Raw genomic sequence first — 13,530 nt, forward strand, 5'->3', positions numbered from 1 at the left:
AACATAAACATCAAGATTCATGTAGTCGGAAGGTGAAATGTATGGAGTTGCATGCCACATTTCGCGGCCGCTTTGCCCCTACGCCATCAGGAAAGATGCACATCGGCAATGCGTTGACCGCTTTACTTGGATGGCTGCAAATCAGGAGTATGGACGGACAATATATACTCCGTATAGAAGATATCGATGTGCAGCGTTCTCGCCAGGAGCTTGCGGTGGAGATGATGAGAGATCTGGAATGGCTCGGCTTGGATTGGGATGAAGGTCCCGGTCTTGCCGGGGCCTACGGACCTTATCATCAGGCGGCACGCCAAGCGTTATACGAGCGGGAAATCACAAGGCTGAAGGAATCGAATAAACTGTACCCCTGCTATTGCAGTCGGGCCGACATAACGGCTGCAGCCAGCGCACCGCACGGCATTGCCTCGGAAGGCCTCCGCTACCCGGGAACCTGTAGAGATTTATCTCGGGAGGAAGCGGCGCTTAGAGCGCTTCATAAGAAGCCTTCGCTGCGGATGAAGGTACCGCAAACCATCGTTTCCTTTGTTGATGGCATCGCCGGAGAGCAGTCCTATCGGCTATCCGATGGGGGAGACTTTGTGGTTCGCAGAGCAGACGATATCATCTCCTATCAACTCGCGGTGGTCGTTGATGATGCGTTAATGGGCATAACCCATGTACTTCGAGGAGCCGATCTACTAGACTCCACCCCACGTCAGCTTCTCTTATACCAAGCGTTAGGCTACAAGCCGCCACAGTTTGCGCATACCCCATTGATGGTAGATGCGGAAGGCAGAAGGCTCGCCAAGAGAACCCGCGGACTTAGCCTCTCATTTCTTCGCGGCCAGGGCATCATGCCCGAGCGCATCATCGGCTGGCTGGCTTGGACCGCCGGTCTCCTGGAACATCCGGAATCCGTTCGCCCTGCGGATTTAATTCCTGTTTTTGACTTATCGAAAGTATCTTCTGCCCCGATAAAAATAACGGAACATGTCAAACGTCAGCTGTTTGAATCCTGATTGCGATTCATCGAAATCAGGGATTCATGAGCAATATTCAAATTACGTTCCTTCATATCCTGATAAACAATCAGCGCCAGCACTTTCATCCTCAATAAGAGAAGAAAGGCTGGCGCTGTTCTGTTATTCCTCATGGGTTAATCGTTCCCTGACCTTGGACTCATACTGCGTAAACACGCTATTCCCGCTAAACCCCCGCTGTTCCATCAGCAATTGCAATCTAAGATGCTTTTCATTCAGCTTGCGTTGAAGCTGCTCCTGCTCACCGTCGTTCCGGGCAGCACCGAGCAAGTCATACAGCTGAACGCATTCCTTGCGAAGCGTAACTTCTTCAGGGACATAACCCGCATTTTTCATGATGCGGTAGGACATTCTCAGATCCTCCGGAATGTGCGAAAGATCGTCGATCGGAAGTTTCTTCCCGGCAAGAGGCAAATGATCGAGCTCTCCGTTGCGGATCGCTTCTTCGATCTTCTGCTCAGCCAATCTGGAAAAGATGCTCATGATTCCCCAGCCTCCTCCTTTTTTCCTTCGTCCTCCTCATCATATAGCAGCGCCTTGTATATTCCAAGGTCTAAATGCAGGGAACCCTCAGGGTGTTGCTCCTGATCCATTTACAAGAGCGATTCGGCTCCATCTATGAAGATTTGCGCCCCGGTAATGTGTCTGGATTGATCGGAAGCGAGAAACGCCACCAAATCCGCCACCTCTTCAGGTGTACCCGGACCGTCAGACAGCGGCTGACTCCCCTCGGGATATTCCACCGGAATCACGATCTCCTCCAAATCTCCCTGTTTCTTCGTGCTTTGATCAATGTTGGTGGATATCGCGCCGGGGCAGATGACATTCACCCTGATTTTGAATTTCGCCAGCTCCAGCGCGGCCATCTTCGCAAAAGCTACCTGTCCTGCTTTAGTTGTGCTGTAGGCGCTCATCCCAAAGTTGGAGAAGGTTCGGGTGCCATTGACGGAGCTGGTAATGATAATGCTGCCCTGTCCCCGTTTCTTGAGGTGCGGAATCGCATATTTGACCGTCAGAAACGTACCGTTCAAATTCACGTTCAGCGTCTTGGTCCATTCCTCCAGCTTCATTTCATCAATTGGCGTCATCACGCCGTTAATCCCTGCATTGGCGAATACGATATCGACGCCGCCAAAAATCTCCACCGTTTCGAGGACTGCCTTCTCTACCCGGTCAGGATCTGTGGTATCCACGTCAAAGGCTCTGGCGGAACCATCGCGAATCAAGTTGATCTCCGATTCCGCTTTATTCGTTCGGTCATCCAACAGATCGAATAAGGCAACATTTGCGCCTTCCTTTGCCAGCTGGATGGCCGCAGCCTTCCCAATGCCTGATCCGGCTCCGGTAATGATAGCTGTTCTCCCATGAAAACGTCCGTGTCCTTCATTCATTATTCACACGCTCCTTTTTATCGTAATCCGTTATGCATTCATCTGTCACAAGATTACCCAAAAGGAGTTGTTTTATAATCATGATTTCTAATTTTTTGCACAAAAAAGCCGGACCTTTGGGTCCGACTCAGCGTTTATTCTAAAAAACATTCTTAGAAACCTACCAAACAATCTCCAGAAAGGAAGCATCATCTTCCAGGCCGTCGGTATGGCGAGCATTCATTAATACTTGCACTTCCTCATCGGGAATCGGCTCCTTCATGGGATCTAGGTCGTTGAGCCCATCGCTGTACAGCTGAAGCCGATATTCGGTCTCCGGGTCTAATTTGCACGAAAACACATGAGGGCTGCCTCCGATCGGACCACTTCGGGAAGACCAGCGTTCCGACGTTCGGAAACGATCTCCGAATACCGAGGTGATCTCGTCTTCCTTGCGCCACAAGCGTACCCTGGAGTCACCCTGCCAGGCAAGCCACAACCTCCCTTTGCGACGAAAACCCGAAGAAAGCTCGATGCGACCGCAAATGTACATGGCTTCGCTTCCCTTGCGCTGCTTCTCTTCCAGTACTTCTCGAAGCAGCTTGGGCGTTTCGGAGCTCAGGGAATGAGTCCGCATTTCACGATCAGCTTCATGCGTAAGTTCTTTCAGTTTGCGTTCAAGCGATGCGGTTGTGAGTTCCTCAACCGTTTCCAGCCAGTTCATCAGCCCCTGACCTAACAGACGTGAGGCCACATCCCCTCGATAACTCAATCCGACACCATCACACAATACAAAATGGCACACATTTTCATTCATCTTTAATGCAATGAAATCCTGCCCCATCTCAGAGAGCATGACAGACTCCGCCGCTCTGCCATACGCATAACGACATGTGAACAAATCTTTAATCTTCGTAATCGGTTCTTCCACGGTCTGCTTGCTCTCATAATAAAACGATGCGGCTTGAGCCTTCCGCTGACGAATTCCCAACGATTCCATGCTTCTTGCGTATGATCGCTTCATCTGTGACCTCTTACCTTACCGGCGTGGCAGCTGACATCTGAAAGCCGATGGACACCAGCTCAGAGCAAGTGCCTGGGAGCATCATCAAGGCTCCCGGGCTCAGTTGATAATCTGCCTCAAGCAGCATTTCTCGATAACTTTCGGGAAGAACCGAAGACATCATTTTAAGTTTACGCGCGTGTTCATCCTCAAGCGAGGTATCAGTCAAAATTCCTTTCCAGCGGCGCGGTTCCGATATCGGCTGATTCATCAGATGATCGGAAATGAAAATATTCTCCACAAGCACGTTGCCGTCCGGAACGCTCATGTTCATGATGCGGCGGGCAATCGGTTCCGGATCCTCTCCCGTTGCCACACCATCCGTCATGTGGCACACGAGCGGCGCAGGACAATCCTGCATATTCGGAATCTCCGATTGCAGGATTTTCTCGGCCTGAAGGAACGCTTTCGCCGAATCGGAGAACCGCTTAGGGGTCAAATCCGGAAGCGAGCCGATCGCCGCAATTTCATCAATGCCCTTAATCCCGTTTAACAAATCATAGACATCATCGCTATATGCAAGGATTGCAATCCGGTACCGGGGCGTCAGGCGATTGCCTTTGGTGGAGCGAAATACCATTTGCCGAATGGCCAAGGACAATGCTTCGTAAACTACGTCGATCCGCCTGCGGTCCTCCATCAGCATATTCATGGACGCGCTGATATCAATCAGATATATAATGAGCGCTGGCGTGCGCTGTGATGCTTGAATGGTATAGTTCATCGTGAATAACATTCACCCCTGCATTTCGTCATGTTTAATTCTTTACAGTTTTGGTATCCAGTGGCTGTCGTCACTTATGAATTGCTGCAGATTGTTAAGGCGGGTGCTCATTTTACCAACCGTCTTATAATAAGCCTTATCCTTGTTATACAGCTCTATGAATTCACGTGCGGCATTCTTAGCACGGTCTTTGTTGCCGGCTACCTGCGCATTATACGCCTTATTATATAGGGCAACCAGTTCTACAACGTTTTGGGAACGCTGCTTCTGGAGCATTGCGGCATGGGCTTCTTGGGCAGCTCTTGCTTTCGCCTGGCGCTCTGCCTCAGCTTTGGCAGCCGCTGCTTCCTGGGCCGCTCTTTTCTTCTTCTCTTCCAGCTGAGCTAAGTACGCTTCATACTTGGCTTGATTGTCATATTTCTCTTGCAATGCCTGCTTCTTTTTCTTCTCTTCAAGCGATGCCAGATAAGCTTCATACTTCGCCTGCTTCTCATACTTCGTCTGAAGCTCGGCTTTCTCCTGTTCCTTCAGAGCCTGCTCGGCTTCTTCAGCCTTCTTGGCCTCTTCTGCCTTCAAGCGCTCCTCTTCCGCTTTCTTAGCCTCTGCTTCTTTCCGGGCAGCCTCTTCCTGCTGCTTCCTCGCTTCTTCCTCTTGCTTACGCGCAGCTTCCTCTTTCTCCTGCGCTTGCTGATCGGCTAATCGCTGGGAATCCAACTGACGGTTCTCTGCTTTCTCCGCCAAAATCTGATTCACCGTAATCGCAGAACCTGCCAATATGACGATAGCCGCAGCGGTCGAGAGCATGAATTTACGGGATAATAACAGTGCTTTAAAGCCTTTGTTGGATGATTCTTCAGCCGGACGAAGCTGCTCCTCCAGCCCCTGTATAGCGGCGGCAAGCTCCACTTCAAGCGGACTGTCCTTCTTTACGAAATGATACGCGGAGCGGAATATTTCCAAAGCACCGGAAAGATTACCCGCATCCTCCAGATCACGCGCCTGATGAAACAAGCGTCCAACCACATTATCGTTGACCTCCCGGGTGCCTGGCTCAATTCCGAGCGATGCCATAATTTCGGCCGGCACCTCCTGGGGAGTTTCAGAACGGACTTCATCCGATTTGTCGTCATGGGCGGCGGCAGCGGCTATAACGGCTGGGACTTCCTCCACCACTTCTTCCTCACTTAAAGATGATAATGCAATCAGCCACTCACCAAAGGTAGGGCAGCTGCTCAAATCCTGACTGTCCCAGGTTCTGCCGAACAGATCCGAAATCCGTGTACCCCAACGCTGACCCAGCGACTTTTTCAGTAAAAAATAACGCTCGCACGGGGTCTGCATTTCATGCTGATCAAAATAGCTTTCACCCCATGCCCGATTAACGATTGCCGGATCGCTCCATCCCAGCATTTCCGCAATGATAACCGCACCTGCGAAACGATCGGCATAAGAACTCCATAACCCGCTATGCACCGTTCGATGAGCCGCATACCCAGGAGAGCCAGCAAGCAAAACATCAGGTCGATCCATTTTGGGGCTGTACATCTGCTCCACATCGACAAGCTCAACGGCGGCAGCGCCTTCCGGCAGCTTCACTTCCGAAAAAAACGGAAGCATGACATTAGGCGCAGACAGGTCACAGTGGGCTAATCCGCGCTGCTCCATGCTTGAGCCGATGGCTGCCAATGCCTTGGCAAGCATCAGACTTTCAGAACGTCCCAGATTACGCTGATCGCTTATAACGTCAAACCAAGTACATCCATGAATCCATGGCATGATGACCGCGTAGAGCAAATCCGGATATTCCGCTATCAAATCTCCGTTTCTTTCGGGAGTGAGCACCTCTCGACTGCTTACCTGCAAACCCGGTATCTCGCGATAATTCCCCATATGTTCGGATTGATACACCATAGCCGGAATTCTGAACTTAGGAAAAAAGACTTTTAGTGCTTTGGCTTCATGCAGCTCCCCATCCACAGGGATCAACTGGTAGACGATTCCCTGCCTCCCAGCTTGGGCATAGGCTACGCCTGGCGCTGCGGGATGCTGCCCTACTGTATAAGCCGTTCCATTTACAACAATCCCATCGCCCGGGTTTGGCTGAAATGTCATGAACGTCATCCTCTCTTAACTCCGTTACCTAACTCTATAACTCTATTAACCAGATTGTTATATTCTAAACATCCAAAATTGCAAGAAAACCGGGTTATCTTCCACCCGGTTTATTCTGCCTATTAAACTATTATAAAGCAAAAGTCTCCGAATGGATATTAACGGGATTCGTCAGCCATACGGAATTTCTGAGCGATCGCTTTCAGCTCATTGCTGATGCTGTCAAGCGTTTGTACGAAGGAGTTCATCAAGCGACTTGCTTCCTGGAATTCCTGGAAAAAGCGCTGCTTCGTCATACCATCCCATTGACCTTCCATTCCGTTGATCGATTGAGTCAGGCTGTTAACGATTTGCTGACTTTGATCACCGCTTTGTTTAAATTGGTTCGCTACTTGCTCGACTTGCTCTGGCGTAATTAAAATACGTCCTGCCATTTATGTAACCTCCTAGAAATTCGTTTTCTGGTGACACTTGACATCTTAGCCCAAGAGCCTCAGTTTATCAAAATGTCCTCAGACCTAATTTCCAGGTACCCTATACGTCCCAATTTGAAACATTTACCATCCCGATTATCCCGAAAGGAATAGGGTTTTAGTTGGCAATTCCAAACGAAGACGGATCGGTAAAGGTCCAGCCTTGCCCGGATAATGCGGCTTGTTTAGCCGAATCCCCGTTATCTCCACTGGTCATGCCCACGGCAGCGGCCACCGAGCTCGGGTTCGATATAACCGTGGTGGAGTTTCCATATTCCGGAAGTATGGACGAGCGCCCATCCATTCCGGAAGCTGCAAACAGAGCCGTCGGTGATACGGTACTTACGATTGCATGCTCCAAAATCGTATGGTACTGATGATCCGTTTCTTGAAATTGGTCGGCTTTGCTTTGAAGATGCTTGCCCAGCTGAGCAAGAAGAGCTCCCAGATGCTCTCCAAGACTCCGGGCAGACTGCCACTCATCAATAACCGCCGCTTTGAGAGACGTCTCCCAAACGAGTGATTCCATAGCTTGGTTGAGCGTTCTCGTAATCGCTAAATATTCATCGCCACTATGCTGCAGCTGACGGCTTAACGTCCGGAGAGACTCCGGCTCGACAGAAATACGCATTGGTCCTCACCTTTCATACAGGCTCTGTTACTGTTTCAGCCACATGAGTAGCATATGACGAAACTGCTCTTTGGTCGCTGGCGCTGCGGTTAGCCAGTCCTGGTCTCCCTCCAGGCTCATACGCAGCAGCCAATTCATGGACTCGTTCACTATAAATGCTGCATTTTGACTTTCCCAGCTGATTCCGTTCCATATCGACAGCTGGAGTTCCCCCGAAGACACCTTGTTTTTCATACATTTCGCTAAAGCGATGGAACCCTCCGCATCATCCGTCAACCTGGCCAAGCGATCACCGATATCATCGCTGTTCTGTTCGGAAACGGAGGTGTAAATATCCCCGAACTCCTTCCGGCTAAGCAATAAAGCCGGAATATCCCCCCAGTTTTGATCGCTTAGGGCCAGATCCTGCACCAGCTGATCGCAGGTTTGTTCAATGGTACCGAGTTCGCTAAGCATGTAACACCGGTTATCATCGCCGCTTCTGCATACTTGTATTACCCGTTCGTCAGTAACATGCAGATATCCTTCAAACGCCGAATCCTGATTTTCATATTTCAACCAGCACGCTCGTTCCGCAAGTCCGGCAATAGCCACTCGTGAGAAGACTTCGGGTGGAATCGACAATTCCCCGCCTTCCTCTTGAATCAAATATTGCTTGCTTAGGAGCGATTGTTTGGTTTTCTCCCACTCAACCGCGATTTCTTCCGTTAAATATCCTACAAAAGGATCTTCAACACCAAGTAATCGGTCCGATCCGATAATTCCAGCCAAGAAGAAAAATTCCTTGTCATTCAGCGTGATCGTTTCTTGTTTGGAAGCATGAATTGTCAACATTATGAGCCACCTCCCCTCAAACTACAACATGCCATCGGTCGCGAATTTCTGTGACCCATCTCTGGGCGTTCCATTCATCATCAAACGGAACTGCGCCTTTTATTCTGGAAAATTTACGTTTTACGTAGTACCCCTGTCCTGGCGGAAGTATTTTTAGTCCCCCAGGACTATTAGAAGATTCGGAAAAAGGAATCCGGAAGAACGATAAATCGTTCGAATCCAATGTTCCGAATAAAAATCCGTTTTGTGCAGCCTTGATATCGGTAAACCAATCGACGCCATACGTCGGGAAATCCGCCGGCACGCCGGCAATGACCACATGTACCCTGCGGTCCCTTCCCTGTCTGACGATGGCTGACAGCTGGTCCTTCAAGGTGAAATCCGAAAGCTGCTTGCTGAGCACGTCAGCGTCATCAATCATTAGCAGGATAGCCGGATCCTCACTGTCCTTCGATCGGGTCTGAACCCGTTCATAAAGGCCTGAAATGAGCGGAGCCAGGTCTTCCTCATTCTCCGCATGCCCACGGACATGCGGAAGATGGTTCATCCGACTCAGACCGCTGCTTCCATAACGCGTATCTACCGTATAGATTTCCAGCTCATCCGGCGATGTATGATATGCAAGTGATAACATCCAGCTTAGGAGGAATGACGTTTTACCGCCTTCCATCGGACTCGCAACGATAAAATGCGGCCCATCCTCCAGATTGATCGCAAAAGGAGTTAAATCATCCGTAGCCACACCGACAGGAACCTGATACTTCACCGTTACTGCCGCTTCATAAGGCTTTTGCACCTTAAGCAGCTGATGGAGCGGAATCTTATCCGGCAATGATTCGATCCGCGGCGCTTCTTCGCCATGCCATGATTCCCGGTATACGCGAATCATATCGCGAAGCGCGGCCGAACGGTCCCCCTCTTCCTGACCGGAAGCCGGCAAGGCCGTCTGAAATTCAAGCGGCGGCACCTGGCCTTTGACCAGTCCTCTTCCTGGCGGAAGCTGGCTTGGGGCTCTTGTAGGACGACCCACCGCATAATAATAATCGGCCGGATCGGCAAGTTCGTACGATACCGCTTGTGAGATATTGCTCCGGACCTTTTCGAACATATCCGATATCCGGTTTGCCGTAATGATAAACGTGATCCCCAGACTGCCGCCTTCTCGCAGCAAGTATTCAAGCATATCGTTCTCATCCGGATAGGAATTCCTGAAATTCAGATAACCGTCAATAACGACAACCAGCTGCGGAACCGTCTCCGTGCTGCCACGGCGGTAGGATGCGACGGTCTTCACGCCAGCCTCGGCTATCATGTCCTTGCGAACCGCTGCCGTTTTCGTAAGAAAACGGAACAGGCGCTTGATACGATCATCTTCCTCTGCAGTCATGACCCCACCGATGTGAGGCAATCCTGCGAAGTCCCGCATCATTCGGCCCATATCCACGATAAATCCATGCCAAAAGTCCGGGGTGTACCGGCTGGCCAGCGACATCAGCATCGTTTGAATAAAGGTGGTCTTACCGAGTCCCGGCATTCCATATACGGCCCAGTGGCCTTGCTCCAGATTGAGCACCAGCGGCTTCTGGCATTGGTTTGGCAAATCGTCAACCATCCCGACATAGGACACAAGTGCCGAATCGCCGTACGACACCGGCTGTTCGATGCCGGACTGTACTCCGTCCAGATCCAGACTCTCTGGAAGCGGTGGAAGCCAAGGACCCTGCAGCCGTTCGATCCCTTGCTCCTTGGCCACTTCCGCTACATGGTCAATAAACACCTGCAGCTGTTTGGGCACTTCCAGATGTGCCCCCAGGGATGGAGTGGACGCAAGCAGCGGCTCCGTCTTCCCGTTGATCCGGACCTCGCGGATCGAGATTGCGCCAGGCGTATCCTTCTCTTCAACGTAAGGAGCGCCGCTCCAAGCAAACTGCATTTCTTCAAACACTTCATCGCTGCCCACCTGGAAGTAGCCTCGTCCGGGCTTGTTAATCCAGGCTGCATTCGGAATCTTCAGCATATCACGGCTGTCACCCTCGCTTTGTACCCGAAGACAGATCCGGAAGCGCGAGTTACTCCAAATTTTATCGTCCACGACGCCTGCCGGTTTCTGAGTCGCAAGAATCAGATGGACACCCAGCGTTCGCCCGATTGCGGCAATGCTGATCAATTCATCCATAAATTCCGGCTGGTCTTTCTTCAGCTGTGCAAATTCATCAATGATAATCACGAGATGCGGGAGCGGTTCGCCATGCCGATTGCGCAGCAGCTTGTAATACTCGTCGATGTGCTGCAGGTTTCCCGCATCGTTCAATATTTTCTGGCGGCGGACCAGCTCGGCTTTCAGCGACACCTTCGCCCGCTCGATCAGATTGTTGTCCAAATTCGTTATGGTGCCTACGACGTGGGGAAGGTTGACAAACGTATTGGACATGCCGCCGCCCTTATAGTCGATAAGCATAAATGCCAGGTCATGAGGGTGAAACTCCGATGCCAGGGAAGCAACGATGGATTGGATAACCTCACTTTTCCCTGAACCGGTCGTTCCCGCGATCAGACCATGCGGTCCATGACCTTGACGCTCTATTTTATCATGAAGATTCAAATTAATCTTCTTTCCGCCCGCCCGGACACCCATGGGTACGGGTAATGAATCCGGATATCGGTTCTGCTGCCAGCGTTTGGATACATCCAAATCGTTGATTTTCTGAATATCCATCATCTCGAAAAGCGCCAAAACGCTAGGGATGTCAGATGCAGAGGATCGCTTCAGCCGAATCGGCGCCATATACCGAGCCAATGCTTCGATCTGTTCCCTGCTGACGTGATGGGATTGGAAGGATTGCTTGGAGACGGTGCCGTCCGGTTTCTTAATCGTGTACGCCGCCTGCTCCCGATCAACCTCAACGATAAGCTGGCAGTGCATCGGCAAGCTTTCTTTCCGGTCGGACAAGATGATGGTGACGGCATCAGCCGCATCGGCATCTTCCATCAACAGAGGCAGCAGCGGTTCTTCCTCAATTAATTGGGCAGCGGATAGGATCACGACATAAGCCGGCGTCTCAATCGATTTTTTTCCATGTTCGGAACGATTGTTTTTACGCCGGTATAAATGGGTAAATATTTCATCAGCAAGCTGATGCGCATTGCTCCGTCGATCCGCAAGATAGCGGCTGGAACGGTCATCATCCCAAGTATGGGGCAGCCAGCGCAGCCACTGCCATTCGCTCGCTTCCTTCTCCTCGTAGAAAGCAGCGATTTTCACTTCGTCAGGCGAGTGCCTTACGGCGGTTTGGGCCATCATGACGCGAAGCATATTTAATACGCGTTCTCTTCCGCCGACGATCCCTATGACCTTGGATTCGAATAACGGCAATGCAATGGATGCATCGTCGACCGTCTGGAACTCGGCTGACAGCAATTCGGCTGCTTCGATTAACGGGTCCTTATCATACCCATCCGCACGAGGCGGCTTCACATTAATGTGAAACGGCACTTCCCCCTTGCCCACGCAAATTTCCAGAAAGTCCTTATCTTCCGGGGAACGTTCCCACAAGCTGCTGCTCCGGTTCTTCACAACGTTGTAACAGACGTCCGGATCCCCATGGATATCAAACAGAATATGGACCTGATCCTCCTGCCGCTCCTTCAGCTCTTCCCGATGCAGATCAAGCTGAGCCCGGTACTTCTGATTACGTTCGGCCAGGTTCTTCTGATAGGTCTTCTTGTTGCTTAAATACATGAAGAACGGCAGCGTGTAGGATGTCAGCATCATAAAAATGGAGATCATCTGGAACATCATGTAATTGGAATTCCCCATCTTACCGCTCACGTTCATATAGACATAGAAACCGATCGTCACCGCCGTCATAATAATGGGGATAATGATGGCAATCATCGAAAACGACGGTTTGCTTGGCTCGGACGGCGGTCTCAGAATCTCCAAGTCTTCATTCGGTAAAGCCGGTCTAATACGCGGCGAACGTTGGTACAACACGTTCATGTGTCACTTCCTCCTAATCCAGAGCATCTGAAATGTACAATTATGTATTTTGCTGTTTCAATCAAAACCAATCGGTTATTTACCCAATCTTAGCTTTCTTGAAACAACGATCTTCTGCCGTAGACAGGAGCTTCCTCGGTTGTTGTTGAGAATGCCCGTTGTAAACGGATATAGGAGCCTTCCCTAAGTCCTGCTTCAACCAGATTAGAATGGCCCCCCACCGTAAACCACAAGCCTTCCGGGAACTTTGCTTCTAATATATATTGAATCCCTTCACCCGAGGGTTCACGAAAAAGACGTAGCCCCAGCAGCTCATTCAACCGTTCAATGGAGCACTCATCGGGTACGTCGATATCAAACCAATCCTCTTCATTTCGCCCGCTGATCACGGTGAGTATCATCTAAGTCGACCTACTTTCCCAAAAATGGTAATCCTTATGTTTATTCCATATGCGAAGTCCAATCACCTATTTCAATAGTTACAAAAAATAGTTACATTATTGTAATAATATCATTCCAAGGTTAGTTCTGTCAATTTGTGTCATATTTCCTATTTCCTATTTTTCACACGGGTTTGTTAGTCCGGAGGGACTATTTATGTATTGATTATAGGGTAAATCCGGGTTTTTCGTCGGTAAAATATCGTCGTTCACAAAAATGTCACGCTCAGAAAAATGATGCTGATTAATTCTATGAATTTAAGGTTATTTTAAGATTGGCAATTTATAATGCAAATATCATGAAAAATCTTTCGTGAGGTGATTGATATGAAAACACTAATCATGTTCCAAAATAAGCCGGTTCCCGTATACTTTACAACGGATAGCAAGCAGCCGGTACAGAAGGTACTAAAACTGCTAACCAGCGCGCTTGACCATAAAATTCAAACCGGCAAAAAGGCGCTGCAAAAATGCCTCAATTCCCTGATCAGCATTGAAATCGAGGGATCCGAGGCAATTCTTCACAGCAAAAGCGAAAACGACTCTCTTGCGCTATCTCTCTTTTAAAAGAGGGGTAGCCCTTTTTTTGTTTAACTCCATTATAACCCGTAATGACGATCCTCGGCTATCTGCGCTCTCTGAATTCGGATTTGAAACAATTTTACGAGATTTCTCCGCGTTGTGATCTCCTGGCAACTGTTCAATTTTTTTAATATAAACCGATCGATGGACATACTGTTCATCCCTCCATTCTTATCTTGGAAAAACGACCCTATGTTCTGATAACTTCTATTAACCGTGCCTTTTGAAGATTAAACGAGACTTCCTTTCGTTTAACAAAGC

Annotated in this window: 12 protein-coding genes; 2 read left to right on the forward strand and 10 right to left on the reverse strand. The window is 49.7% G+C overall.

Annotated elements, in window-relative coordinates:
• Positions 1 to 41: 41 nt before the first annotated feature.
• Complete coding sequence (gene gluQRS / locus OHJ21_RS12690) at positions 42 to 1,019, forward strand: tRNA glutamyl-Q(34) synthetase GluQRS (protein WP_326120178.1); 978 nt, start codon at positions 42 to 44, stop codon at positions 1,017 to 1,019.
• 123 nt (positions 1,020 to 1,142) lie between these two features.
• Here gluQRS and OHJ21_RS12695 read toward each other — a convergent pair whose 3' ends face one another.
• The 10 genes from OHJ21_RS12695 to OHJ21_RS12740 all read right to left on the reverse strand — a co-directional run bounded on the left by OHJ21_RS12695 (position 1,143) and on the right by OHJ21_RS12740 (position 12,648).
• Positions 1,143 to 1,523, reverse strand: a complete 381-nt coding sequence (locus OHJ21_RS12695) for a DnaJ family domain-containing protein (protein ID WP_486020204.1) — start codon at positions 1,521 to 1,523, stop codon at positions 1,143 to 1,145.
• 110 nt (positions 1,524 to 1,633) lie between these two features.
• Positions 1,634 to 2,431 carry an SDR family oxidoreductase gene (locus tag OHJ21_RS12700; RefSeq protein ID WP_100537972.1) on the reverse strand — a complete coding sequence of 266 codons (798 nt, stop codon included), beginning with the start codon at positions 2,429 to 2,431 and terminating at the stop codon, positions 1,634 to 1,636.
• 160 nt (positions 2,432 to 2,591) lie between these two features.
• Positions 2,592 to 3,434, reverse strand: coding sequence for a hypothetical protein (locus OHJ21_RS12705; RefSeq protein ID WP_486020205.1), 843 nt, complete (start codon positions 3,432 to 3,434; stop codon positions 2,592 to 2,594).
• Between the two features lie 10 nt (positions 3,435 to 3,444).
• A complete protein-coding gene (locus tag OHJ21_RS12710) occupies positions 3,445 to 4,197 on the reverse strand; it encodes a vWA domain-containing protein (RefSeq protein WP_100539444.1) in 753 nt (250 codons plus the stop codon).
• 42 nt (positions 4,198 to 4,239) lie between these two features.
• The gene (locus tag OHJ21_RS12715) at positions 4,240 to 6,309 is read right to left on the reverse strand and encodes a protein kinase family protein (protein ID WP_486020207.1); all 2,070 of its coding nucleotides are present in this window, start codon (positions 6,307 to 6,309) and stop codon (positions 4,240 to 4,242) included.
• Positions 6,310 to 6,467: 158 nt separating this feature from the next.
• Positions 6,468 to 6,743, reverse strand: coding sequence for a WXG100 family type VII secretion target (locus tag OHJ21_RS12720; protein ID WP_006211202.1), 276 nt, complete (start codon positions 6,741 to 6,743; stop codon positions 6,468 to 6,470).
• A 157-nt stretch (positions 6,744 to 6,900) separates the two neighbouring features.
• On the reverse strand, positions 6,901 to 7,413 hold the full coding sequence (locus OHJ21_RS12725) for a WXG100 family type VII secretion target (protein ID WP_100537974.1): 513 nt from the start codon (positions 7,411 to 7,413) through the stop codon (positions 6,901 to 6,903).
• 27 nt (positions 7,414 to 7,440) lie between these two features.
• Positions 7,441 to 8,247, reverse strand: coding sequence for a hypothetical protein (locus tag OHJ21_RS12730; protein WP_100537975.1), 807 nt, complete (start codon positions 8,245 to 8,247; stop codon positions 7,441 to 7,443).
• Between the two features lie 16 nt (positions 8,248 to 8,263).
• A complete protein-coding gene (essC, locus tag OHJ21_RS12735) occupies positions 8,264 to 12,247 on the reverse strand; it encodes a type VII secretion protein EssC (protein WP_486020208.1) in 3,984 nt (1,327 codons plus the stop codon).
• An 89-nt stretch (positions 12,248 to 12,336) separates the two neighbouring features.
• Positions 12,337 to 12,648 carry a hypothetical protein gene (locus OHJ21_RS12740; protein WP_100537977.1) on the reverse strand — a complete coding sequence of 104 codons (312 nt, stop codon included), beginning with the start codon at positions 12,646 to 12,648 and terminating at the stop codon, positions 12,337 to 12,339.
• Positions 12,649 to 13,014: 366 nt separating this feature from the next.
• On the opposite strand from OHJ21_RS12740, the gene OHJ21_RS12745 reads away from it, so the two are divergent.
• A complete protein-coding gene (locus OHJ21_RS12745; protein ID WP_006211206.1) occupies positions 13,015 to 13,254 on the forward strand; it encodes a hypothetical protein in 240 nt (79 codons plus the stop codon).
• Positions 13,255 to 13,530: the final 276 nt, after the last annotated feature.

The sequence above is a fragment of the Virgibacillus sp. LDC1 genome (genome assembly GCF_025792345.1).
Lineage (GTDB): Bacteria > Bacillota > Bacilli > Paenibacillales > Paenibacillaceae > Paenibacillus_AQ > Paenibacillus_AQ lautus.